The organism is Agromyces albus, from assembly GCF_004134825.1.
GTDB lineage: Bacteria > Actinomycetota > Actinomycetes > Actinomycetales > Microbacteriaceae > Agromyces > Agromyces albus.
In genome coordinates, this window is the sequence record NZ_SDPN01000005.1 from 78311 (window position 1) to 102152 (window position 23842).

A 23842-nucleotide genomic window follows, 5' to 3' on the forward strand; every position below is an offset into this window, starting at 1 on the left:
GCTTAGCGGGGCTTTTCCATGGTCATGAGCTTGAGCATTGCTTCGGGCGTCGCCTCGGCGACGGGCAGTTCGCCGGTGATGCGACCCTCGGAGAGGGCGTACACCCGGTCGCAGATGCCGAGCAGCTCGGGCAGCTCGGAGGAGATGACGATGATGCCCTTCCCCTCGGCCGCGAGCCGGTTGATGATCGAGTAGATCTCGTACTTCGCGCCCACGTCGATGCCGCGGGTGGGCTCATCGAGGATGAGCACCTGGGGATCCGAGTAGATCCACTTCGAGAGCACGACCTTCTGCTGGTTGCCGCCCGAGAGCTTGCCGGTCTTCACGAGCACGTTCGGCGCCTTGATGTTCATCGAGTGCCGGTACTCGTTCGCGACCTTGTACTCCTCGTTGTCGTGCACGAGGCCGTACTTCTCGAGCTTCTTGAGCGACGCCATCGAGATGTTGCGCTTGATGTCCTCGATGAGGTTGAGGCCGTAGGTCTTGCGATCCTCCGTTGCATAGGCGATGCCGTGGTCGATCGCCTCGGCGACCGAGCGCGTCTTGATCTCCTTGCCGCGCAGGAACACGCTGCCCGAGATCTTCGACCCGTAGGAGTGCCCGAAGAGGCTCATCGCGAACTCGGTGCGGCCGGCGCCCATGAGGCCCGCGATGCCGACGATCTCGCCCGCGCGCACGTTGAGGTTGACCTTGTCGACCATGACGCGAGTGGTGTCTTGCGGGTGGTGGGCCGTCCAGTCCTCGACGCGCAGCAGCTCCTCGCCGATATGCGGCGTGTGGTCGGGGTAGCGGTGCTCGAGATCGCGGCCGACCATGTCCTTGATGATGCGGTCTTCGGTGACGTCGGCCTTCGCGATGGTCTCGATCGTCTTGCCGTCGCGGATCACGGTTACCGAGTCGGCGACCTTCTTGATCTCGTTGAGCTTGTGGCTGATGATGATCGACGTGATGCCCTGCTCCTTGAGGTGCAGGATCAGGTTCAGCAGGTGATCGGAGTCCTCGTCGTTGAGGGCCGCGGTCGGCTCGTCGAGAATGAGCAGCTTCACGCGCTTCGAGAGCGCCTTCGCGATCTCGACGAGCTGCTGCTTTCCGACGCCGATGTCGAGGATCTTCGTCGTGGGGTTCTCGCGCAGTCCGACGCGCGCGAGGAGCTTCGACGCCTCGTGGTTCGTCTTGTTCCAGTCGATCAGGCCCGAGCGGCTCTTCTGCTCGTTGTTGAGGAAGATGTTCTCGGCGATCGACAGGTAGGGGCTGAGGGCGAGCTCCTGGTGGATGATCACGATGCCCTTGGCCTCGCTGTCGGTGAGGTCCTTGAACTCCACCGTCTCGTTCTCGAAGACGATGTCGCCCTCGTAGGTGCCGTGCGGGTAGACGCCCGAGAGCACCTTCATCAGCGTCGACTTGCCGGCGCCGTTCTCGCCGCAGATCGCGTGCACTTCGCCGCGAGCGACGCCGAGCGTGACGTTGGAGAGCGCCTTCACGCCGGGGAAGGTCTTCGTGATGCCCTGCATCTCGAGAATGTTCGTGGTCATCCTTGCTCCTGCTTCGTTGCCGGGGGCCGGCCGGATGACGATGCCTCCGCGGTCGGGACCTGAGGCGAGAGTACTCCCGCTCAGGCCCCGACACGCAGCGGTGGACCGTCATCCGGTCAGCGTGTACCGGTGGTGACTAGCCCTGGATTTCCTCTTCGGTCCAGTAGCCGCTGTCGACCAGGGTCTCGGTGATGTTGTCCTTGACGACGATCACCGGGTCGAGGAGGAACGACGGCACGACCTTCACGCCGTTGTCGTAGTCCTCGGTGTTGTTCACCTCGGGCTCCTCGTCGTTCAGGAGGGCGACGGCCATGTCCACGGCCACGACCGCGAGCTCGCGGGTGTCCTTGAAGATGGTGGCGTACTGCTCACCCGAGTTGATCGCCTTGACCGAGTCGAGCTCGGCGTCCTGGCCGGAGATGATCGGCCATCCTTCGCCGACCGAGTAGCCGGCGTCGGTGAGTGCCGAGATGATGCCGCGCGAGATGCCGTCGTAGGGCGAGAGCACCGCGTTGACCGTCGAGCCGTCGGAGTAGTTCGCAGTGAGGATGTCCTCCATGCGGCTCTGGGCGGTCTCGCCGTCCCAACGGAGCGTCGCGACCTGCTCGATGTCGGTCTGGCCCGACTTCACGACGAGCGTTCCGTCGTCGATGAGCGGCTGGAGCACGTCCATCGCACCGTCGAAGAAGAAGAACGCGTTGTTGTCGTCGAGCGAGCCCGCGAAGAGCTCGATGTTGAACGGGCCGGCCGGAGCGCCCTCGATGGGCGTGCCGTCGAGCTCGGTGAGGCCGAGGCCGTTGAGCACCGACCACGCCTGCTGCTGTCCGACGACGAAGTTGTCGAACGAGGCGTAGTAGTTGACGTTCTCGGTCTCGCGGATGAGGCGGTCGTAGGCGATGACGGGGATGTCAGCGTCAGCGGCATCCTGCAGCACGCTCGTGAGCGTGGTGCCGTCGATCGCGGCGATGATCAGGGCCTCAGCACCCTTGGTGATCATGTTCTCGACCTGCGAGACCTGGGTGGGGATGTCGTCCTCTGCGTACTGGAGGTCGACGGTGTAGCCCTGGTCCTCGAGCTGGGCCTTGACGGCGTCGCCGTCCTGGATCCAGCGCTCCGAGCTCTTGGTGGGCATCGCGACGCCGATGAGGCCGCCGCCGCCTTCGCCGTCGCCTTCGCCGCCGCCGCCGCCGCCTGCGCACGCCGCGAGCGCGAGCATGGAGCCCGCTGCGAGCGTCGCGAGAAGCACCTTCTTCGTGTTCTTCACGGTGTTTCCTTTCACTGTGTCCGTCTGGACGTCGTTGTCTTGGTGACAGTCGGATGCGGCTGCGTCCATGCCAGCCGTCTCCCTCGCGCCAACCCGATGGTTGGGGTGCGCAAGCTCCATGTGACCGGGCGATCGTTCATCGCCGGTCGACTTTCTTCCGGCGGGCGTCGTTCGACTGCCCGTCTGCGGTCGTCAGGCGGGCATCGCCCTGCTGCCCGTACACGTTCTGGTACCGGTCGTAGAGCCGGTCGATCGCGTCCTGTGGAATCGGGACCAACGGGCCCGACTCACGAGCCAGATGCACCGTGCGGGCGACATCCTCGACCATCACGGCCGCCTTCACGGCGTCCTTCGCGTTCGCGCCGATGGTGAACGGGCCGTGGTTCTGCATCAGCACCGCGCGGGACCGGTGGCCCGTGAGCGTCTCGACGATGCCCTGGCCGATCGAGTCATCGCCGATGATCGCGAACGGACCGACGGGGATCGGCCCGCCGAACTCGTCGGCCATCGCGGTGATGACGCACGGGATCTCCTCGCCGCGCGACGCCCACGCCGTCGCATACGTGGAGTGCGTGTGCACGACGCCGCCGATCTCCGGCATGTGCCGGTACACGTAGGCGTGCGCCGCCGTGTCTGACGACGGGGCCCGATCGCTGCCCGGAGTGCCCGGCACCACGTTGCCGTCGAGGTCGCACAGGATCATGTTCTCGGGTGCGAGCTCGTCGTACGAGACGCCCGAGGGCTTGATCACGAACAGGTCGGCACCCGGCACGCGGCCCGACACGTTGCCGCCCGTCCACACGACGAGGCCATACCGGGTCAACTCCCCGTGCAGCCGTGCCACGTCGGCACGCACTCGTGCGATGGCGACCTCGATCTGGGGCCCGAAGGTGCTCAACGCACTGCTCCGCAGCTCGCGCTGGACCGGCCGGAACTGCAGCGGCGGTCGTGCGAGGTGGGCGCTGTCAGCACGGAGACTCCTTCGTCGATCAGGTTGGGGCATTCCATGTGACAGTCAATGTGACCGTTCACATGGCGACACTCATGTTAGCCATATGGCCGAAGCTTCTGTCAACTCCGGGTCGTCACGAATCGGTAACGACGGAACTTCCGAGCCGAGCGTTCGGCAACGGAGCCGTCAGAACGCCGGAGCGCCGGTGGTGCCGCGCACCACGAGTTCCGGCGTGATCGTGCCGCGGTAGTCGGGCGCTGCGGGGTCGAGGTCGCCGAGGAGCAAGGCCACGCAGCGGCGGCCCAACTCGGCGAAGTCCTGCCGCACGGTCGTGAGCGGCGGCCAGAAGTGCGCCGCCTCGGGGATGTCGTCGAATCCGACGATCGAGACGTCGCGCGGGATCTCGAGGCCGGCGTCGCGGACGGCGTGCATGAGGCCGAGCGCCATCTGGTCGTTCGACGAGAAGATCGCCGTGAAGTCGCGTACCGTCAGCAGCTCACGGCCGGCGTGATAGCCGAAGTCGGCCGTCCAGTCGCCGAGGATCGGCGCGGTCGTGGGCACGTCCCTGGCGCTCATCTCATCGAGGAAGCCACGCATCCGCGCTTCGGCCTCGATCCAGTCCTGCGGGCCGGTGAGGTGGTAGATGCTGCGGTGTCCGAGGTCGATGAGGTGCCTCGTCGCCATGCGCGCACCGGCGATCTGGTCGACCGAGAGCGCGTGGTCGGGGTCGCGGGCGGTCGACTGGAGCGTCACGTAGGGCACGTCGATCGAGAGCTGCTCGAGCGTGTCGAACACGCGCACCTGCGGGGCGATCACGACGAGGCCCTCGATGCCCTGCGCCGCGAGATGCGCCAGCCCGTCGGCGATGGAACGCGCATCCGACGACTCGATGTTCGCGGTGCTGACCCAGTAGCCGGCAGCGCGCGCGGCCTCTTCGATCGCCGCGATGCTCGAGGCGGGGCCGTACCAGGTGCTCGACGCCGAGAGGATTCCGATCGTGCGCGAGCGGCTCGTCACGAGCGCCCGGGCTGCGCGGTTCGGCTTGTACTGGAGCTCTTCGATCACGTCGAGCACACGTTGCTTCGTCTCTGGACGGATGCTCGGATGGTGGTTGAGCACCCGCGACACCGTCTGGTGCGAGACGCCTGCGAGGCGTGCGACATCGCGGATGCTCGGGGCGCGAACCCTCTGCAGTTCCTCCGTCACGGGCACCTTCGATCGATTTCGGCATGTTCACGGTCACACACGCCGGCCTGACCATTATGCACACTTCCGAACGGAATGTGACTGTCACAGATGTGACGTCACATCGGCGCTATGAGCCGGCGGATGCCCCGGCGCTCGGCCGCACGCGCTGCGCGAGCACGACCGCCACCACCGCGATGGCCACGCTGACGGCGAACTCCGCCGTGAACGCCCCGCCCACGACGGCGCTTGCCGCGAGTGCCGTGATCGCGAGCGCGACGGATGCCCCGAGCGACTCGCCGATCGAGAGCGCCGCACTGTTGAACCCTTGCGACGACACGGGCGAGAGGCTCAGCACCGCCACCGAGAAGCGCGGGTACATGAAGCCCATCGCGCCGCCCGCGAGGGTCCACGCGGCGAAGGCGATGAACGGCGAGAGCATGAATGCCGCGACGAGGAGCACGACGACGAGCGACACGGCGAGGAGCCCGGCTCCGATCTGCACCGATTGCGTGTTCGACACCCGGTCGCCGAGGCGGCCCTGCAGCCAGGAGGCCGCCGCCCAGGAGACGCCAGCGCCGGTGAGCACTGCGCCCGCAAGGCTCGGCGAGAACTCGTACCGCTCGATGAAGAGGTACGGCAGGTAGATCTCAGAGCCGAAGAACGCACCCGCGACGATGAGCCGCAGCAGCACTGTAGCGGGCATGCCCCGCGCGGCACGCAACGTGCCCGCGGGCATGAGAGGGCGCACCGCAACCACGACGAGGCCGATCGACAGCACTGCGATGATCCAGCGCCACGGCTCGGGGAACTCCTTCGAGAGCGCGAGTGCGAGGGCGGCGACCGCCGTGAGCACCGACCAGCCGACCCGGCCGAGACTCCAGCGCACCGTGGGATCGCCCTGCACCTGGTCGCGCACGCGCAGGATCGGCGGCAGCATCATCGCGGCCGCGGGCAGCATGAGCCCGATCACGCCGAGGAACACCCAGTGCCAGCTCACGGCCTCGGCGACGACGCCGGCGAGCGCCGGGCCGATGATCGACGGGATGACCCACGCCGCCGCGAACCCCGCGAACACGCGCGCCCGAAGCGCTTCGGGATACACCCGCGCCACGATGACGTAGAGCGGCACGATCACGGCGGCGCCGCTCAAGCCGTGCACGAAACGGCCGACGATGAACACGCCCATGTCGGCCGCCGTGCCCGCGATCAGCAGGCCGATCACGAAGAGCAGCGCCGAGACGACAAGCGACGGCAACGGCCCCGACCGGTCGGTCCAGTTGCCGGCGAGCACCATGCCGATGATGCCGGCCGCGAGCGGCACGGCGAACGCGAGGGCGAAGAACTCCACGCCGTCGAGGTCGCGGGCGACGAGGGGCATCACGGTGGTGACCGCCATCGCCTCGAACGCCGCGAGGAAGATCAGCGAGAACATGCCGATCGACAGCCACCGGTAGGGCAGGGAGAGCGGGCCGCTGTCGCGGCCCGAGCGCGTCGACGGTTCGGTCGCGCCGGTCTGCGAAAATCGCTCGGCGTCGTCGAGGTCGCCGAGCTCAGCCGCGCGCGGGTTCGGCTCCGTCATCGGTTCACTCACTCGAACGACGCTAGGACTTCAACCGAACTTGAGGTCAACCGATGCGAGCACATCGGTGCTCAGAACTCCTCATGCGTGTCGGGGTCGCCGCCCCAGAGGCGTCCGCGCGCGAGCGACGAGATCGCCTCGACCTCGTCATTGGAGAGCTCGAACCCGAACACGTCGATGTTCTCGCGTTGGCGTGCGGCATCCGACGACTTCGGAATCGGAATGGCCTCGAGCTCGATGTGCCATCGCAGCACCGTCTGCGCGGGCGTGACCTGGTGCTCGGCCGCGATCGCGGTGACGACGGGCTCGGCGAGCAGTTCGCGGCCCTTCGCGAGCGGGGTCCAGCTCTCGGTGCGGATCTCGTGCTCGTCGTGGAAGGCGCGCAGCTCGGCCTGGGGCAGGTAGGGGTGCAGCTCGACCTGGTTCACGACAGGGGTGACGCCGGTCTCGTCGATGAGTCTCGTGAGCATCGACGGCGTGAAGTTCGAGACGCCGATCGAGCGCACGAGACCCTTCTCCCGCAGGGAGATCATCGCCCGCCAGCTCTGGAGGTACTTGTCGACGCGCGGCAGCGGCCAGTGGATGAGGTAGAGGTCGACCCAATCGAGGTCGAGGCGGGAGCGGGACTGCTCGAAGCTCGCGAGCGTCTCGTCGAAGCCGTGATGACGGCCCGGGAGCTTCGTCGTGATGACGAGGTCGCTGCGGTCGACGCCCGAGCGACGGATCGCCTCGCCGACCTCTTCTTCGTTGCCGTAGTTGTAGGCCGTGTCGACGAGCCGATAGCCGGCGTTGATGCCCGCGGTGATCGCGTGGATGCCCGTCTGGTCGTTCAACCCGAAGGTTCCGAGGCCGATGGCCGGAATCGAGTTGCCGTCGCGAAGGGCGTACGCGGGAGCAGTCATTGTTCCATCCTCACCCACCCACGCGGTTGATGCCAGCAGGCACCGCCCGCGCGGCGTGGGCGGCTAGGAGGCGGGTACCTCCGCGAACGCCCGCACCGGGAACGTGCCGAAGCCCTCGACCCGCGGCGGCACCGCGGTGAAGCTCGCGCCGCGCACCGGCACCCGATCGAGCGCCGTGAGGTGCTCCACGACGTGGATGCCGGCCTCGAGCAGGATCGAGTGCGCCGGCCGCTCGCCGCCGCTCTCGGTGTCGTCGATGTTGAGCGCGTCGATGCCCACGATGAGCACGCCGACGTCGGCGAGGTGCTGCGCGCCCGCCTCGGTGAGGAACGGCGACCCGTGGAGGTACTCGGGCCGGCCGAAGTGGCGGCTCCAGCCGGTGTGCAGCAGCACGGCCGTGCCCGCGAGTTCACGGTCGAAGAAGACCTCGGCCGGGATGCCGCGGCTCGAGGCATCCGTCATCCGGAAGACCTCGGCGGGCACGCCCACGAGCGTGTCGAGCTCGAGGCTCGCGAGGTCGCCGCCGCTCTCGTAGCGGTGGAACGGGCTGTCGAGGTAGGTGCCGGTGTTGCCGATCATCGTGATGATGTCCATCGCGAACTCGGTGCCGGGCGCGTAGACGCCGCGCGAGGCCTCACGCGTGAGGTGCGGCGTGATCGTGGGCGAGGGCAGGCCCGGGTAGGTGACGAGTCCCGCACGGATCGTATGGCTGAGGTCGACGAGTTCGCCGCGACGAGCGGCCGGGACTGCGGATGCCGCGGCTGCGGCGCCCACGCCGTCGCCGCCCACGCTGCGCGAGCCGCGGTGGGCCTCCTCGACGATCTCGAGGTTCGCGAGCTCGACGCGGCCCACGAGCGCGAGCCCGAGATGGCGCACGAGGAGCTCGGCGATCTCGGCTTCGGTGACGCTCGCCGACGGCAGGTCGAGGCGGAAGCCGTGGGCGCGCAGCCCGCCCCCGTTCACGAACTCGATCTCCGCGTCGAAACGGGCGCGGTACTCGGTCACTCGGTCTCCTCTGCGGTTGCGGATGCTGCGGCGGAAGCGCCCACCGGCACGCGCGGGCGCGCGTCGTCGACGGGGTCGGGCATGGGCTGTGCTGCGGCATCCGCTCGCCAGCTGCGGCCGCGCCGGACGCGGCGCACGACGGTCACGATCACCGCAGCGACCGCCAGCACGAGCGGCACCACGAGGTTCGCCCACGCGAGCACGAGGAGGCCGGCCGTCATCACGGTGGCGATCACGGCGAGCCACCAGCCGAAGCTCCACCGGCGCAGCAGGAGCGTCGCCGCGACCATGCCGAGGGCGTAGATCGCGACCATGTTGCTCGTGTGGATGAGGATGAAGCCCGTGAGGTCGAGGTCGTTCAGCAGCATGAGGCCGAAGTACACGATGATGAGCACGCCCGTGAGCGCGAGGGAGCGACGCGGGATCTCGCCGTCGGCCGCGCCCTTCGCGAAGAACCGGGGCAGGTCGCCGTCGCGGCCGAGCGCGGCCCCGAGCTTGCCGAAGGCCGGCAGGTAGGCGTTCATCACGCCGAACGTGACGATCGCGGCGACGATCGCGATGAGCACCGGCCCGACGCCGGGCATCGTGGTCTCGACGAGGTCGACGAGCGGCGCTTGGCCATTGCCGGCACGGTCGCCGAGCACGGCAACGGTGACGAACTGCAGCGCGAGGTAGCCGACGCCGACGACGACGATCGCGATGCCCGTGGCGAGCGGGATGGTGCGCCGAGGGTTCTTGAACTCGCCCGCGATGTGGGTGCCGACCTCCCATCCGGCGAACGCCCAGACGAACAGGCTGATCGCGAGGCCGACACCGGTCCAGCCATTGGGCAGGAACGGCTCGAAGTTCGAGGCGTCGACCGCCGGGAACGTGACGGCCACGACTCCGACGACGACCGAGATCAGCAAGCCCGTGAGCACGAACTGCACCCACCCGGCCACGCGCACGCCGAACCAGTTCGCGATGAACGGCGGCACGAAGACCGCGAAGCCGATGATCGGCACGGCGGAACGGTCGACCCCCAGCACGGCGACCACGTATTCGCCACCGAGGATCGCGAGCACGGGCGCGCCCACGCACACGCCGAAGAAGAACCAGTACCCGGTCATGCGCGCGGCGGTGCCGCCGAGGGCGCGCCGCACGAAGCTCGCCACTCCCCCGGCATCGGGATAGCGCGCGGCGAGCGCGGCGAACGTGCCGGCGAGCGGGATCGAGAGCACGAGCACCGCAGCCACCGCGAGGATCGACGCCGGGCCGGCCGCGGCGGCCGCGAGCCCGGGCAGCACGAGGATGCCGGTGCCGAGCACGCTTCCGATGTAGAGCGCGGTGCCCTGGCCGAGGCCGAGGGTGCCGCCGTGCGCCTTCGCACCGTCGGTGGCGGGAGCTATGGTGCCAGCTGCGGCGGTGGCGGACTGATTCGAGGTCACCCGCTCACTCTGCCGCACCTCACCGACATTTGACGATGGCAGGATTGACAGCGTTCGTCAATATCCTGCCACCGTCTCAATGCCCGCGAACCTGCGCCGTCGCCGACTCCCGGTCGATGAAGCTCGTGAGCTCCCCGATGGTGCTCATGAGTGGCGCCGGGAACAGCACGAGCGTGTTCTTGTCGACGCCGACCTCGACGAGCGTCTGCAGCGTGCGCAGTTGCAGGGCGAGCGGATGCGCCATCATCGTGTCGCTCGCCACCCCGAGTTGCGACGCGGCGAGCGCCTCGCCCTCGGCGGCGATGATCTTCGCGCGCTTCTCGCGCTCGGCTTCGGCCTGCTTCGCCATCGCTCGCTTCATCGAGTCGGGCAGGAGGATGTCCTTCAGCTCGACGAGCGTCACCTCGGCGCCCCACTCAGCGGTGATCACCTCGAGGAACTGCTTGATGTCCGCATTGAGCTTGGCGGTCTCGGACAACGTCTCGTCGAGGTGGTGCTGGCCGACGACCTTGCGGAGCGTGGTCTGCGCGATCTGGTCGATCGCCGACTTCACGTTCTCGATCGCGATCACCGACTTCACCGGATCCACGATCCGGTAGTACGCGACCGCGGAGACGCCGACGCTCACGTTGTCGCGCGTGATGATCCCCTGCGACTGGATCGGCACGGTGACGATGCGCAGCGACACCTTGATCATCACGTCGACGATGGGAATGATGAAGCGGATGCCGGGCTCGCGCACATTGTGCAATCGCCCGAAACGCAGCACGACGCCGCGCTCGTACTGCCTCACGATGCGTGCCGACATGAAGAACAGCACGATCGCGATCACGCCGACGATGATCAGGGTGACGATGAGGGCGGTCATCGGATCCACCTCCTGGGCGCCGGTGACGTGCCGTACGCCACTCCCATTCTCCCACCCGCGCTCACCCGGTGGTCGAGTAGCGCCGCGAAGCGACGCGTATCGAGGCCACCGTTGCCCCAAGGTGATTTCGATACGCGTCGCGCTGCGCGCGGCGCTACTCAATCACCGGGGTTCGTGGCGTCAGAGCCGCTCGAGCGCGCGGTCGATGTCGTCGAGCAGGTCGTCGACGTCTTCGATGCCCACCGAGAGGCGCACGACCGACTCCGGCACTTCGGCCTCGGTGCCGCGCACCGACGCGTGCGTCATCTCGGCCGGGTAGTTCACGAGCGACTCCACGCCACCGAGCGACTCGGCGAGCTGGAACACCTCGGTCGACTCGGCGAACCGGCGCGCGGCCTCGCCGCCGCCCGAGAGCGCGATCGAGATCATGCCGCCGAAGCCCGACATCTGCCGTCCGGCGAGCTCGTGCCCGGGGTGCGACTCGAGACCCGGGTAGTAGACGTGCTCGATGCCGGCGTGCTCCTCGAGTCGCCGCGCGATCGCGAGCGCGTTCTGGCTGTGCCGCTGCATCCGGATTCCGAGGGTCTTGATGCCGCGTGTGGTGAGGAACGCGTCGAACGGGCTCGAGACCGCGCCCGCGGCGAACTGCGTGAACGTCACGCGCTCGGCGAGCTCGTCGAGGCCCTCGGCGAAGACGAGGCCTCCGCCGATGATGTCGGAGTGGCCGCCGAGGTACTTCGTCGTGGAGTGCACGACGACGTCGGCTCCGAGCGCGAGCGGCTGCTGCAGCGCCGGCGACGCGAACGTGTTGTCGACGACGACGAGCACGCCGGCCTCTGTGCCGAGCTCGGCGAGCGCGGCGATGTCGGAGATCTTCATGAGCGGGTTCGACGGCGTCTCGACCCAGAGCACCTTCGTCGCGCCGAGCTCGATCGCATCGCGCACGGCGCCGAGATCGCTCGTGTCGACGGTCGTGTGACGGATGCCCCATGCGCCGAAGATCTTGCGGATGAGCCGGTGCGTGCCGCCGTACACGTCGTTGCCGATGACGACGTGGTCGCCCGGCACGAGCACGGTGCGCAGCAGCGCGTCTTCGGCGGCGAGGCCCGACGCGAACGAGAGCCCGTGGGCGCCGCCCTCGAGCGCGGCGAGCTGGGTCTCGAGCGCCGTGCGCGTGGGGTTGCCGCCGCGCGAGTACTCGTAGCCGCCGCGAAGGCCGCCGATTCCGTCTTGTACGTACGTGGAGGTGAGGTAGACGGGCGGGATGACCGCACCGGTCGTGGGATCGAACTCCTGGCCCGCGTGGATGGCGCGAGTGTCGAAGCGAGCGTTGGTGGTGTCCATTGTCGTGTTTCTTTCGGCGATGCGCGGCGGTCAGGCTGAGAGGTAGGAGAGCAGGTCGGAGCGGGTGATGACGCCGAGCGCCTTGCCGCCGTCGGTGACGAGCATCGCGGGCGTCGTCGTGAAGGCACTGCGCGCCGCCGCCACCGGCTCGTTCACGCCGATGAGCGGCAGCGGCTCCCCCACGACGCTCGACACCTTGTCGGTGAGCTTCGCCTGGCCAGAGAAGACGAGCTCGAGCAGCTCCTCCTCGTGCAGTGCGCCGGCGATCTCGCCGAGCACGACGGGCGGCTCGGCAGAGAGCACGAGCAGTTGCGAGACACCCGACGCGGTCATCGTGTCGATGGCCTCGCGGATGGTGTCGTTCGGGTGCACGTAGACGAGCGGCGGCATCCGATCGGCCTTGGCGCCGAGGAGTTGCGCGATCGTGTGCCCGGCGGGGGCGTTCGAGAAGCCGTAGGCGCGCAGCCACTTGTCGTTGAAGATCTTGCCGAGGTAGCCGCGGCCGCCGTCGGGCAGCAGCACCACGAAGACATCGTCGGGACCAGCGGATGCCGCGGCCTTGAGCGCCGCAACCACGGCCATGCCGCTCGAGCCGCCCACGAGGATGCCCTCCTCGCGCGCGAGGCGACGCGTCATGTCGAACGACTCGGCGTCGCTGACGGCGATGATCTCGTGCGGCACGGTGGGGTCGTAGGCCGCCGGCCAGAAGTCCTCGCCGACGCCCTCGACGAGGTAGGGCCGCCCGGTGCCGCCCGAGTACACGGACCCCTCGGGGTCGGCGCCGATGATGCGCACCGAGTCGCCCGACACCTCGCGCAGATAGCGGCCGGCGCCCGTGATCGTGCCGCCCGTGCCGACGCCGGCGACGAAGTGCGTGACCTTGCCCTCGGTGTCGCGCCAGATCTCGGGGCCGGTGGTCTCGTAGTGCGAACGCGGGCCGTTGGGGTTGGAGTACTGGTCGGGCTTGAACGCGCCGGGGATCTCGCGCGCGAGCCGGTCGGAGACCCCGTAATAGGACTCAGGGCTGTCGGGCGCGACGGCAGTGGGCGTCACGACGACCTCCGCGCCGTAGGCCGTGAGCACGTTGCGCTTGTCTTCACCGACCTTGTCGGGGCACACGAAGATGCACTTGTAGCCGCGCTGCTGTGCCACGAGCGCGAGGCCGACACCGGTGTTGCCCGAGGTGGGCTCGACGATCGTGCCGCCGGGCTTCAGCTTGCCCTCGGCCTCGGCCGCGTCGATGATGCGCTCGGCGATGCGGTCTTTCGAGGAGCCGCCGGGGTTGAAGTATTCGAGCTTCACGAGCACCGTGGCATCCGTGACCCCCTCGGTCACTCGATGGAGCTTCACGAGCGGGGTGTCACCGACCAGGTCGACGATGGTCTCTGCGTACTTCATGCGGTGTCCTTCGGTAGTCGACTCGCGCGCCGCCCATCCGGCGGCGTGGCGGATACGGGCGAGCGGTCGGGCGTGTGGGGTCGGGCGACTTCGGCGTCAGCGACAACACAAGGAGAGGACCACGCCGCCAACTCTAGTCGCGGGGCCCGCGCGCTGTCACCCGCGCCGGAACGGCGGGACGACTGTGAATGCGCTGTGAAGTACGCCTCTCGCGGAGGAGAACCGGTGTGGCATACGTTCGTATGGTTGCATCCCCACGATCGAGAGAGGCCTCCGCGTGAGCGCGACCCCGCCCGTTCCCCCGTCCGTCAAGAAGCAGCTCACCGTCAAGCAGCAACGCGCCGAGCAGCGCGCGAAGAAGCTCGAGGAGTACCGCAAGCGCGAGCAGCGCTCGAAGCGCAACCGTCGCATCGGCATCGGCGCCGCGGTCGTGGGAGGCGTCGCCGTCGTCGCGCTGCTGGTGTCGGCGATCGTGCTCACGCCGCAGCCCGCCTCGTACAGCCCCGGCGGCACGGGCGCCGAGGTCGAGGGCGTCGAGACCTTCGAGAACGAGTCGACGCACGTCGAGGGGGTCGTCGACTACCCGCAGACGCCGCCGACCGGCGGCGAGCACAACCAGGTGTGGCTGAACTGCGGCGTCTACACCGAGCCCGTGCCGAACGAGAACGCCGTGCACTCGATGGAGCACGGCGCGCTCTGGGTCACCTATGACCCATCGCTCGCCGACGACGAACTCGCCGCGCTCCGCGCGAAGCTGCCTTCGACCTACGTGATCCTCTCGCCGTTCGAGGGCCTGCCCTCGCCCATCGTGGTGAGCGGCTGGAACACCCAGCTGCAGGTCGAGGATGCCGACGACGAGCGCATCGCCGCGTTCTTCGAGGAGTACTGGAAGAGCCAGAACGTGCCCGAGCCCGGCGCCCTCTGCACGGGCGGCATCGACGGGCCCGGCAAGGCGTGACCGAACCGGCGGGCCGCGCGGGCCGGGGCTCTCGCGTGGCCGTGCTCGTCGCGGCATCCGTCGCGCTCGCCGTCGTGGCGATCGTGGCCTTCTCGATCGGCCGGCTCTCGACGCTCGCCGACCCGACGCCCGTCGACGCGAGCGCTGAGGCCGGATTCGCTCGCGACATGCAGGTGCACCACCTGCAGGGCGTCGATCTCGCGATGATCGTGCGCGACGCTACCGACGACGACGAGGTGCGGCGGCTCGCCTACGACATCGCGACGACCCAGGCGCAGCAGGCCGGCCAGATGTACGGCTGGCTCAGCACGTGGGACCTGTCGCAAGCCGGCGGAGAGCCGTCGATGACGTGGATGTCGCGGCCCGCCGAGGGCGAAGCGCACGACTCGCACGCGGCGACGCACACGGCCGGCGCGCCGATGCCCGGACTTGCGACCCCGGCGCAGATCGAGGAGCTTCGTGCGGCGACCGGGGTGGAGGCCGAGCGCCGGTTCCTCGAGCTCATGATCGTGCATCACCAGGGCGCGGTCGAGATGGCCGAGGCGCTGCTCGCGCGCTCGTCGAACGACGTGGTGGTGAGTCTCGCGACCTCGATCGTCGCCAGCCAGACCTCCGAGATCGCACTCATGGAGCAGATGCTGGCAGAGCGCAGCTGAGCCTCGCCGGCCTCAGCCCTCGAGCACGGGCCGCTCCGCCTGCTGTCGATAGAGCGAGGCGTAGACGCCCTCGGCCCCCACGAGCTCAGCGTGCGTACCCCGTTCGACGATCCTGCCCCCGGCGATGACGAAGATCACGTCGGCCGCCACGACCGTCGAGAGGCGGTGCGCGATCGCGATGGTCGTGCGCCCGCGCGCGGCATCGTCGAGCGCCTCCTGCACCACGCGCTCCGAGATCGTGTCGAGGGCGCTCGTCGCCTCGTCGAGCACGAGCACCGCGGGATCCTTCAGCAGCACCCGGGCGATCGCGATGCGCTGCTTCTCGCCGCCCGAGAGCCGGTATCCGCGCTCGCCCACGACGGTGTCGTAGCCCTCTGGGAATGAGGCGATGGTCTCGTGGATGTTCGCGGCCCGAGCGGCGGCCTCGACCTCGGCGTCGGTGGCGTCGGGCTTCGCGTAGCGCAGGTTCTCGCCGATCGTGGCATGGAAGAGGTACGTCTCCTGGCTCACGATGCCGATGTTCGAGATGAGCGACTCCTGGCGGAGCTCTCGCACGTCGACCCCGGCGAAGCGCACCGAGCCGGCGGATGCCTCGTACAGTCGCGGCACGAGGTAGGAGACCGTCGTCTTGCCTGCTCCACTCGGCCCCACGAACGCCGCGAACTGGCCGGGCTCGATCACGAAGCTCACGCCGTCGAGAGTCGGACGCGAGTCGCCGTCGGTGTCGGGGTAGCGGAAGCTGACGTCGTCGAACTCGACGCGACCGAGCGACCCGTCGGCGGGAACCTCACGGGCGTCGGCGCGATCGGTGATCGACGGCTTCAGGTCGAGGTACTCGAAGATCCGGGCGAAGAGCGCGCTCGACGTCTGCAGGTCGAGCGCGACGCGCATGAGGCCCATGAGGGGGAAGAGGAGTCGCGCCTGCACGGTCGTGAACGCGACGATGGTTCCGGCGGTGACATCCGCAGCGCCTCCCGTGATGAGCCAGCCCGCGACCAGATAGACGATCGCGGGGATCGACGACATGAAGATGTTCACCATCGCGAAGAACCATTGGCCGGTCATCTGCTGCCGCACCTGCAGGGCGATCTGGTTGCGGTTCTCGTCGGCGTAGCGATCGATCTCGCTGCCCTGCCGGGTGAAGCTCTTCGAGAGCAGGATGCCCGAGACCGAGAGGGTCTCCTGTGTGATCGCCGTCATCTCGGAGAGGGACTCCTGGGTCTTGCCGGCGATGCGCGCCCGCACCTGCCCCACGCGACGCTGCGCGATCACCATGATGGGCATGAGCACGAGCGCGATCACCGTGAGCTGCCAGTTCAGGATCACCATCGCGACGAACGCCGAGATCACCGTGACGGTGTTGCCGAGCACGCTCGAGACGGTGTTGGTCAGCACGCCGGCGACCCCGCCCACGTCGTTCTGCAGGCGGGACTGGATGACGCCCGTCTTCGTGCGGGTGAAGAAGCTGAGCTCCATCGACTGCAGGTGGGTGAAGAGGCGCACGCGGAGCGCGCCCATGACCTTGTTGCCGATCGTCGCGGTGAGCCAGGTCTGCCACACCCCGAGCAGCGCCGAGACGATGAACACGGCGATCATCGCGGTGACGAGGCCCGTCAGCACCGGCACATCAGGGCCGCCCTCGGCGAACAGCCCGTCGTCGAAGGCCCGTTGTGTGAGCAGCGGCGGCACGACGCTGAGCGCAGCGCCCACGAGCACGAGCACGCCCGTGGTGATGAGCGCGACCTTGTGCGGGGCGAACAGCTCGCCGATGCGGCGCAGGAGATGCGGGATCTTCGGCGCCTCGGCATTGGCCGCGCGCTGCGCCTCTTCGTCGGCCGAGCCGATGCGGCGGCCGCCGCCCGGGACTCCGCCGCCTCCCGGGCCGCCCGGGCCATGAGTCGTTGCTCCGCCGCGGCCGCTGCCGCCACGCCCGCCGACATTGCTCATGGATTCACCCTAAGCCGGTGAACGCAGGTGACGGCCGGGGGCACGTACCCCGAATGGGGCGGTTCGCTCTCCGCGTGACCGGAGTAGTTTGGGCCCAAACCCGAAGAAGTCTCGACACGGCGACAGCCGCCCTCGATCACCCGAAGTTCACACCCGTTTCGTCAGAGAGCCACCCGAGGCTCACCGGCGACGCCTCCCTGTAAAGGAGGCCCATGCAGGAGTCACCCGAAGACCCCGCTGGGATCTCATGGCGTACCATCGCCCGCGAGTGCGGATCAGCCCTGCGCAGTCGCATCAGCACTGAACCCGAGCAGTCCTGGTCGAGCGACCCCGCGAAGCTGCTCGCACTCGCGGGCGGCTTCCGCGCCGCCGGTGCAACGAACCCGTACGCGGCCGAACCGTACCTCGACGCCGCCGATGCCCTCCTCGCCGACGGCACGGCGGAGCCGGGCCTCACGGCGCTCGCCCTGGTCGTGCGCTCGGTCACGATGCGCGAGCTCGGGCGCTACTCATCGGCTCGCAGTCTCCTCCGAACGGCCAGCGGTTCACTCGCCAGGGCCGACCTCTCATTCAGCGAGCGGATCGAGCTCAGGGCCCTCGTGGTCATGCACGAGGGCTTCTGCGAACTCCAGCAGGGCGACCTCGACTCGGCACGGAGGACGCTCGTGCGCGCCCTCCATCTGGCCGGCGACCGAACGGCACCCGCCCTCCTTGCCGAGGGGTACGGATGCACCGCGCTCATCGAACTGCGCACGGGCAGTCTCCGCGACGCCGAGGCGACCATCACCACGGCACTCGAAATCGCCCGATCCGCCGAGCTCGGCAACGAACCCTGCACAGCGCCCGCACGGCTCGCACAGGCCTCGCTGGCCATCGAGCGCGGACAGCTCGACGGGGTCGGCGATCGACTCGCCGAGCTCGCACATGACACCGCAGGCACCGAATACGCGCCGCTCGTTCTCGCCATGACCAGCAGCTTCCATGAAGCAGTCGGCGACGACGACGGCGCGATGGATGACCTGCAGGAGTTGCAGCTCGTGATCCGCGACTGGGAGGCGCCGAGTCTTTCACGGACCCTGCACGACTACGCGCGGGTGGGACTGCTCGTGCGGCATCAGGAAACGGCGAGCGCTCGCGCGCAACTCGCGCGACTCGAACCGGATGCCACCCACTCCCGGTGCCCCGCGGCATGGTCTGCGCGAATCGCGCTCGACACCGGCGACTATGCCGGTGCGATCGAGCTCACCAACCCGTGCCTCGCAATGGGTGACATGCACGCGCCTGGTACCGCGACGCTCGCGAACCTCGCGAACGCGGCCGCACACGACCTGCTCGGCGACGTCAAGACCGCCGACACGCTCTTCGCTCGCGCGCTCCTGCTGGCCTCTTCTGCTGGACTCGTGCGACCGTTCGGCTTCCTGCCTCGCCAGCACCTCGCCCAACTCGTCGAGCGGGCCAACGGCATGCGGCAACCCCAGCACGTGCAGCGGATGCTCGAACTGATCTCGACGAGGCTCACCGATGATCACGCGGATGGCGCCGCCGTACTGAGCCCGAGAGAGCACATCGTGCTCGAGCGACTCGTCGAGGGCGAAACGCAGCAGCGCATCTCATTCGAGCTCTCGGTGTCGCCGAACACGGTCAAGACACAGTTGCGCAGCATCTACCGCAAGCTCGGTGTGACGACCCGGGACGGCGCGGTGCAACGGGCTCGCACCCTCGGAATCATCAGCTGACACCATCACGTCCCGCGTGAGTTTCGGCGCGCCCGCATGCGACCGAGCCATCGAGTGACCTGTTCAGGATCATCACAGGTTCACCCTCCGGTCACCATTCGAAGCTCTCACAGGTCACCCGCCGGGTGGTGCTTGCATGAGCCCTGTATGGCCACCCGAGCCATCGATCCTTTCAGAAGGAGGGGGACACCGATGCATTCACGCAAGGGTCTCGCTGAGCGACATGAGGGACGACCCGAATCGTTCCGCGATAATCAAGCGACCGAAGACCGTCAGAAATGGCGGCGAGTACTCGCCGCGATCGCCATTTCAGCTCTCGCCGTCGGCGGTATGAGCGCCTTGGTGGCTTCGCCTGCCGCAGCCGACGAGGGCACGGAGGTCGTTCTGGAGGAAGCGGCCGAACTCGTCGAGGAGGTGACCGAGCCGGCTGAGGTCGAGGAGGTCGAGGAGGTCGTCGAGGAAGTCGTCGAAGAGGTCGTCGAACCCGTCGTCGAGGAAGTCGTCGAAGAGGTCGTCGAACCCGTTGTCGAAGAGGTCGTCGAACCCGCGGCCGAGGCTGTCGTCGAAGATTCGGCCCAATCACTCGCCAAGGTCGCTGACGAGGAGGTGACCACGGAGCTCGAAGCTCCCATCGTCGCGCTTCTCGTACCGCCGGACCCCGAAGAGGTCATCCACCAGATCGACATCTGTCACTCCACGGGTGCGCACAACAACCCGTACGTGATCAACCATCCGGCTGCCGACGGCGATGTCGCAGGACACGCCGATCACACCGGACCGATCTGGTTCCCGGGCATCGAGGTCGAATGGGGCGACATCATCCCGCCGTTCACCTATGAAGGAGGGGGCGGAGAGATACTCACCTTCGAGGGTCTGAACTGGGACGCCTTCGGACAGCTGATCTTCGAGAACGACTGCAACATTCCGCCCGCGGAGCTGGCAGTCACGGCCGTGGCATGCCCCACCCATGGCGGCACGGGAACCGTGTCGTTCTCGGTGATCTTCCTGCTGGACGAGGACTACCGCTTGACGATCCTCGACTCCGAAGGCGCATTCGTCGACGCGGTGACGTTCGACGGTGCCGGGGGTGCCGGGACGTTCGAGGGTTCCTTCTCGCTACCGCCTGGTAACTACGAGATCGTGTTCGAGCAGCTGAACGGCCAGGCAACCGAGCTCGACCGGCAGCTCTTCACGATCGGCGCCTGCCCGCCGCCGCCTCCGCCGCCTCCGCCGGCACCGCCGGCACCGCCGGCACCGCCGGCACCGGCACCCGTGGTTCCCGTGAAGACGCTCGCAGCGACGGGCGCCGAGACGGCTGAGCCGCTCCTGGCAGGTGGCATGATCATGCTGCTGCTGGGCGGGGCGGCGCTGCTTGCAGCGAACCGCCGCCGCTGGGGAACCTCGCACTCCGAGTAGTCGAGATCCTGCAACGAACGATGGCGGGTGCCCTCACGGGCACCCGCCATCACCCTGTCCGGAAGGACTACCCCTTCGTCGAGCCCGCCAGCAGGCCGCGCACGAAGTAGCGCTGCAGGCTGAAGAACACGATGAGCGGAATGATCAGCGAGATGAAGGCGGCGGCCGTGAGGCGCTGCCACTCCTGACCGCGGTTTCCGGTGAGCTCCGCCAATCGCTGGGTCAGCGGCGCGACATCCGCTGTGCCTCCTGAGAAGACGAGCGCGACCAGCAGGTCGTTCCAGACCCAGAGGAACTGGAAGATGGCGAACGACGCGAGGATCGGCACCGACAGCGGGAGGATGATCCGGAGGAAGATCTGCCCGTGGTTGGCGCCGTCGACCCGTGCTGCCTCGACGAGTTCGTTCGGGATGTCCGAGATGAAGTTGTGCAACAGGAAGATCGCGAGCGGGAGTCCGAAGATCGTGTGCGCGATCCAGACCTGGATGTAGCTCTGGTCGGGGATGATCGGGATGACGTCGTGGATCGCCCGCTGGACCGGCAGCAGCCAGGTCGTGAACATCTGCAGCAGCGGGATGAGCGCCATCTGCAGCGGCACGATCTGCAGCGCGAAGATCGCGATGAAGATGATGCCCGCGCCCTTGAACGGGATCCACGCCAGTGCGTAGGCCGCCATCGCGGCGAGCACCGTCGCGAACACGACCACGGGGACCGTGATCGCGATCGAGTTCACGAAGTACGAGCCGAGCTGCGGCGCCGACGACGACGACGACAACAGCACCTCGCTGTAGTTGTCGAGGGTCCAGCCCCAGTTCTCGAAGATGGTCCACCAGCCGGTGGTCTTGATGAGCTCCTCTGGCCGGAACGACGAGATGAGCAGGCCGAAGGTGGGGATGACCCAGATCACCGCGATGATGAGGGAGACGATCGTGGCCGTGCGCGAGGTCAGCCGCTTCTTGACGCGAGTCGCCTTCGTGCCGTCGGCGTTGTACCCGCGGCGAAGCTCGGCTTTCGTGTCGGAGTCGACCGGGATCTCGATCGGTGTGTAGGTCATCGGATCTCCTTCTGCTGCCGGAGCACTCGAACGTTGTAGACGACGATGGGCAGCACCAGCACGAACAGCACGAGCGCGAGCGCCGAACCGCGCCCCGGCTCGAGCGCCCGGAAGGCCTGGGTATACATCTCGTTCGCGACGACGCTCGTCTCGAAGTTGCCGCCCGTCATGGTGCGCACGATGTCGAAGACCTTCAGTGTCGCGATGGAGATCGTGGTGACGACCACGACGAGCGCCCCGCGGATGCCCGGGAGCGTGACGTTCGTGAAGCGTTGCCAGCCGTTCGTGCCGTCGAGCTCGGCGGCTTCGAGTTGCTCGGCGGGAATTCCCTTGATCGCGGCGGAGAGCACGACGACCGCGAAACCGGTCTGCACCCAGATCATCACGACGATGAGGAGCAGGGTGTTCGCGGGTGGCGACTGCAGCCAGAGCACGGGATCCTGACCGAGCCAGACGAGGATCTGGTTGAGGAGGCCGATCTGGTCGCGGCCGGCCGGCCGGAACTCGTAGACGAACTTCCAGATGATGCCGGCGCCGACGAACGAGATGGCGAACGGCATGAAGATGAGCGCCTTGTAGATGCGCTCACCGCGTGACCGGTCGATGAAGTTCGCATACGCGAGGCCGATGATCGTGGAGATCGTCGGCACGAGGAGCACCCAGATGACCGTGTTGCGCAGCGTGATGAGCGCTTCGGGCTGGGTGAACATCCAGACGAAGTTGTCGAATCCGACGAACTCCCCCGCCCTGTTGGCGAAGGCCGCGATGGTCGTGAGGACGAACGGGTAGACCAGTCCCACCGCGAGCAGGATGACCGCGGGAAGGAGGAAGAGCAGCAACTGCAGCACGTCACGGCCGCGCTTGGGTGCCTTGTCGATGAAGAACAGGATGAGGCCGATGACGGCGACGAACACCGCGATACCGGCAACGAGCTGGACGATCTTGCCGATGAGATCAAAGGTCGTCATGCGGAGCTCCTCTCCGTTGAGGGGTGGCAGCAGGGCCGCGCGGCGAGCCGCGCGGCCCCACTGGTCTCGATGCTAGATCAGTGGTCGGTTCGCGACTACTGCGGCCAGCTGTCCTGGATGAACTTCGTGGTGTCGGCGGTGGACTTTCCGCCGATCCAGTCGACCATGCCCTTCCAGAACGACCCCGCACCCACCGCACCCGGCATGAGGTCCGAAGCGTCGAAGCGGAACGTGGTCTCGGGGTCCTGGAGGATCCCGACGGCGTTCGACAGGAGGTCGCTCGACGCGTTCTCGGGGTCGAGACCCTTGTTGGCGCTGATCACACCGCCGAGTTCGACCCGGATGTTCGCCCAGGTGTCGCTCGAGAGGTATGTCTGGAAGGCGGCGACCTCTTCGGCGTCGCTGTACGCGGCCACGATCTCGCCACCACCGGTGACGGCGTTGGCGCCGGCCTCGGTGCCGGGAAGGAGGAATGCCCAGACGTCGCCGTCTTCGGCGACCGTCGTGCCCTCGGGCCAGAAGCCCTCGTAGAACGTCGCCTGGTGGTGCAGGGCGCACGTGCCGTCGAGGATCGGGAGACCCGCGTCGCCGAACTCGGTCGTCGCGATCGAGTTGACGTCGCCGAGGCCGCCGTTGACCATGGCGGGCTCACGGATGAACGCGCCGACGGAGTCGAACGCGGTCGTGATCGGCTCGTCGGTGAACTTCACCTCGTTGGTGACCCACTGGTCGTAGACCTCGGGGCCGGCCTGCCGGAGCACGAAGTCTTCGATCCAGTCGGTGCCGGGCCATCCGGTGGCGTCACCGGAGGCGAAGCCGACGCACCAGGGCTTGTCGACGGTGCCTGCACCTGCGATCTCCTCGGAGAGCGTCGTGAGCTCGTCGAGCGTCTCGGGGACCTCCCAGCCGTTCTCCTCGAACATCGTCGGCGAGTACCAGACGTAGCCCTTGACGCTCGCCATCAGCGGCGCACCGTAGACCGTGTCTTCGACGGTGCCGTAGGCCTGCCAGTCCTCAGACCAGAATTCCTGTGCGTTGGCCACGACCGAGTCGGGCGCCGGCACGAGGTATCCGGCCTCGGCCTGCGCGGCCAGGAGACCGGGCTGCGGGAAGATCGCGAGGTTCGGCGGGTTGCCGCCCTGTGCGCGCACGTTGATCTGGGTCTCGAACTCCTTGCTGGGCTCGTAGACCACGTCGATACCGGTGCAGGACTCGAAGTCGGCCCAGGACTCGTTGAGGCGATCGGCTTCGACGTCGCTGATGGTGCCGTAGATGCTCACCTCAGTGCCCTCGTCGAAGGTGCCGTAGGTTTCGTAGGGCCCACAGTCCGCATCGGATGTCTCGGGGGCTGTGTCCCCCGTGCATCCGGTGAGGGCGAGGCCCACGGTTGCAGCCGCTGCGAGTGGAATCAGCAGACGGCGATGCCGTGTTGAACGCATATCTCTCTCCTCATTGAGTGGTGCAGGGGAAGCCGGGAACCGGTTCCAGCCTCCAACGTAGGACAGGACGCCGCTCGGCCACAAGATATCGATGGTCACGAAACGGACACTGCTCGGATCTTGGAGTCAATCGGCCGGTCGCGCGGGGAGAGCGCTCTCACAACGAACTGGCCTGAGGACCTCCGTTGCAGGCCGCCTCGTCGGAACCG

General features: G+C 67.9%; 20 protein-coding genes. 4 read left to right on the forward strand and 16 right to left on the reverse strand.

Annotated elements, in window-relative coordinates:
* Positions 1 to 2 precede the first annotated feature (2 nt).
* The 11 genes from mmsA to ESP51_RS04390 all read right to left on the reverse strand — a co-directional run bounded on the left by mmsA (position 3) and on the right by ESP51_RS04390 (position 13459).
* A complete protein-coding gene (gene mmsA, locus ESP51_RS04340) occupies positions 3 to 1532 on the reverse strand; it encodes a multiple monosaccharide ABC transporter ATP-binding protein (RefSeq protein WP_129519667.1) in 1530 nt (509 codons plus the stop codon).
* Positions 1533 to 1668: 136 nt separating this feature from the next.
* A complete protein-coding gene (chvE, locus tag ESP51_RS04345; RefSeq protein ID WP_206737208.1) occupies positions 1669 to 2748 on the reverse strand; it encodes a multiple monosaccharide ABC transporter substrate-binding protein in 1080 nt (359 codons plus the stop codon).
* Positions 2749 to 2932: 184 nt separating this feature from the next.
* Complete coding sequence (locus ESP51_RS04350) at positions 2933 to 3694, reverse strand: L-ribulose-5-phosphate 4-epimerase (RefSeq protein ID WP_129519669.1); 762 nt, start codon at positions 3692 to 3694, stop codon at positions 2933 to 2935.
* Between the two features lie 240 nt (positions 3695 to 3934).
* Entirely contained in the window at positions 3935 to 4954 is a 1020-nt protein-coding gene (locus ESP51_RS04355) for a LacI family DNA-binding transcriptional regulator (RefSeq protein ID WP_129519670.1), read from the reverse strand.
* 109 nt (positions 4955 to 5063) lie between these two features.
* Positions 5064 to 6527, reverse strand: coding sequence for an MFS transporter (locus tag ESP51_RS04360; RefSeq protein WP_241842967.1), 1464 nt, complete (start codon positions 6525 to 6527; stop codon positions 5064 to 5066).
* 59 nt (positions 6528 to 6586) lie between these two features.
* On the reverse strand, positions 6587 to 7417 hold the full coding sequence (locus tag ESP51_RS04365) for an aldo/keto reductase (protein ID WP_129519671.1): 831 nt from the start codon (positions 7415 to 7417) through the stop codon (positions 6587 to 6589).
* A 63-nt stretch (positions 7418 to 7480) separates the two neighbouring features.
* Positions 7481 to 8422: a cyclase family protein gene (locus ESP51_RS04370; RefSeq protein ID WP_129519672.1), complete on the reverse strand. Its 942-nt coding sequence runs from the start codon at positions 8420 to 8422 to the stop codon at positions 7481 to 7483.
* Positions 8419 to 9849 (reverse strand): APC family permease, encoded by a 1431-nt coding sequence (locus ESP51_RS04375; protein WP_241842968.1) that lies wholly within the window; start codon positions 9847 to 9849, stop codon positions 8419 to 8421. The genes ESP51_RS04370 and ESP51_RS04375 overlap by 4 nt, the downstream gene beginning before the upstream one ends.
* Before the next feature lie 76 nt (positions 9850 to 9925).
* Entirely contained in the window at positions 9926 to 10717 is a 792-nt protein-coding gene (locus ESP51_RS04380) for a slipin family protein (protein WP_129519673.1), read from the reverse strand.
* A gap of 180 nt (positions 10718 to 10897) precedes the next feature.
* A complete protein-coding gene (locus tag ESP51_RS04385; protein WP_129519674.1) occupies positions 10898 to 12061 on the reverse strand; it encodes a cystathionine gamma-synthase in 1164 nt (387 codons plus the stop codon).
* A gap of 30 nt (positions 12062 to 12091) precedes the next feature.
* Positions 12092 to 13459, reverse strand: coding sequence for a cystathionine beta-synthase (locus tag ESP51_RS04390; RefSeq protein WP_129519675.1), 1368 nt, complete (start codon positions 13457 to 13459; stop codon positions 12092 to 12094).
* Between the two features lie 277 nt (positions 13460 to 13736).
* Here ESP51_RS04390 and ESP51_RS04395 point away from each other — a divergent pair, with 277 nt between their 5' ends.
* Both ESP51_RS04395 and ESP51_RS04400 read left to right on the forward strand, forming a co-directional pair.
* A complete protein-coding gene (locus ESP51_RS04395) occupies positions 13737 to 14417 on the forward strand; it encodes a DUF3105 domain-containing protein (protein ID WP_241842969.1) in 681 nt (226 codons plus the stop codon).
* Positions 14414 to 15073 (forward strand): DUF305 domain-containing protein, encoded by a 660-nt coding sequence (locus ESP51_RS04400; protein WP_241842970.1) that lies wholly within the window; start codon positions 14414 to 14416, stop codon positions 15071 to 15073. Before ESP51_RS04395 ends, ESP51_RS04400 begins: the two co-directional genes overlap by 4 nt.
* 12 nt (positions 15074 to 15085) lie before the next feature.
* Here ESP51_RS04400 and ESP51_RS04405 read toward each other — a convergent pair whose 3' ends face one another.
* The gene (locus ESP51_RS04405) at positions 15086 to 17020 is read right to left on the reverse strand and encodes an ABC transporter ATP-binding protein (RefSeq protein WP_129519677.1); all 1935 of its coding nucleotides are present in this window, start codon (positions 17018 to 17020) and stop codon (positions 15086 to 15088) included.
* Between the two features lie 212 nt (positions 17021 to 17232).
* On the opposite strand from ESP51_RS04405, the gene ESP51_RS04410 reads away from it, so the two are divergent.
* Positions 17233 to 18756 (forward strand): helix-turn-helix transcriptional regulator, encoded by a 1524-nt coding sequence (locus tag ESP51_RS04410; protein ID WP_129519678.1) that lies wholly within the window; start codon positions 17233 to 17235, stop codon positions 18754 to 18756.
* Between the two features lie 309 nt (positions 18757 to 19065).
* On the opposite strand, the gene ESP51_RS04415 is transcribed toward ESP51_RS04410, so the two are convergent.
* Positions 19066 to 19335, reverse strand: coding sequence for a hypothetical protein (locus ESP51_RS04415; protein WP_129519679.1), 270 nt, complete (start codon positions 19333 to 19335; stop codon positions 19066 to 19068).
* A 27-nt stretch (positions 19336 to 19362) separates the two neighbouring features.
* Here ESP51_RS04415 and ESP51_RS20835 point away from each other — a divergent pair, with 27 nt between their 5' ends.
* Positions 19363 to 20172: an LPXTG cell wall anchor domain-containing protein gene (locus ESP51_RS20835; RefSeq protein WP_129519680.1), complete on the forward strand. Its 810-nt coding sequence runs from the start codon at positions 19363 to 19365 to the stop codon at positions 20170 to 20172.
* Positions 20173 to 20239: 67 nt separating this feature from the next.
* On the opposite strand, the gene ESP51_RS04425 is transcribed toward ESP51_RS20835, so the two are convergent.
* The 3 genes from ESP51_RS04425 to ESP51_RS04435 all read right to left on the reverse strand — a co-directional run bounded on the left by ESP51_RS04425 (position 20240) and on the right by ESP51_RS04435 (position 23633).
* Complete coding sequence (locus tag ESP51_RS04425; protein WP_129519681.1) at positions 20240 to 21226, reverse strand: carbohydrate ABC transporter permease; 987 nt, start codon at positions 21224 to 21226, stop codon at positions 20240 to 20242.
* Positions 21223 to 22194, reverse strand: coding sequence for a carbohydrate ABC transporter permease (locus ESP51_RS04430; RefSeq protein WP_129519682.1), 972 nt, complete (start codon positions 22192 to 22194; stop codon positions 21223 to 21225). The genes ESP51_RS04425 and ESP51_RS04430 overlap by 4 nt, the downstream gene beginning before the upstream one ends.
* 95 nt (positions 22195 to 22289) lie before the next feature.
* Positions 22290 to 23633: an ABC transporter substrate-binding protein gene (locus ESP51_RS04435; protein WP_129519683.1), complete on the reverse strand. Its 1344-nt coding sequence runs from the start codon at positions 23631 to 23633 to the stop codon at positions 22290 to 22292.
* Between the last annotated feature and the right edge of the window lie 209 nt (positions 23634 to 23842).

Coding starts and splice junctions, on each gene's coding strand:
- ESP51_RS04390 (WP_129519675.1), bottom strand. CDS start 13,459: ATGAAGTACGCAGAGACCATCGTCGACCTGGTCGGTGACACCCCGCTC.
- ESP51_RS04365 (WP_129519671.1), bottom strand. CDS start 7,417: ATGACTGCTCCCGCGTACGCCCTTCGCGACGGCAACTCGATTCCGGCC.
- chvE (WP_206737208.1), bottom strand. CDS start 2,748: ATGCTCGCGCTCGCGGCGTGCGCAGGCGGCGGCGGCGGCGGCGAAGGC.
- ESP51_RS04385 (WP_129519674.1), bottom strand. CDS start 12,061: ATGGACACCACCAACGCTCGCTTCGACACTCGCGCCATCCACGCGGGC.
- ESP51_RS04405 (WP_129519677.1), bottom strand. CDS start 17,020: ATGAGCAATGTCGGCGGGCGTGGCGGCAGCGGCCGCGGCGGAGCAACG.
- ESP51_RS04430 (WP_129519682.1), bottom strand. CDS start 22,194: ATGACGACCTTTGATCTCATCGGCAAGATCGTCCAGCTCGTTGCCGGT.
- ESP51_RS04425 (WP_129519681.1), bottom strand. CDS start 21,226: ATGACCTACACACCGATCGAGATCCCGGTCGACTCCGACACGAAAGCC.
- mmsA (WP_129519667.1), bottom strand. CDS start 1,532: ATGACCACGAACATTCTCGAGATGCAGGGCATCACGAAGACCTTCCCC.
- ESP51_RS04410 (WP_129519678.1), top strand. CDS start 17,233: ATGCAGGAGTCACCCGAAGACCCCGCTGGGATCTCATGGCGTACCATC.
- ESP51_RS04435 (WP_129519683.1), bottom strand. CDS start 23,633: ATGCGTTCAACACGGCATCGCCGTCTGCTGATTCCACTCGCAGCGGCT.
- ESP51_RS04380 (WP_129519673.1), bottom strand. CDS start 10,717: ATGACCGCCCTCATCGTCACCCTGATCATCGTCGGCGTGATCGCGATC.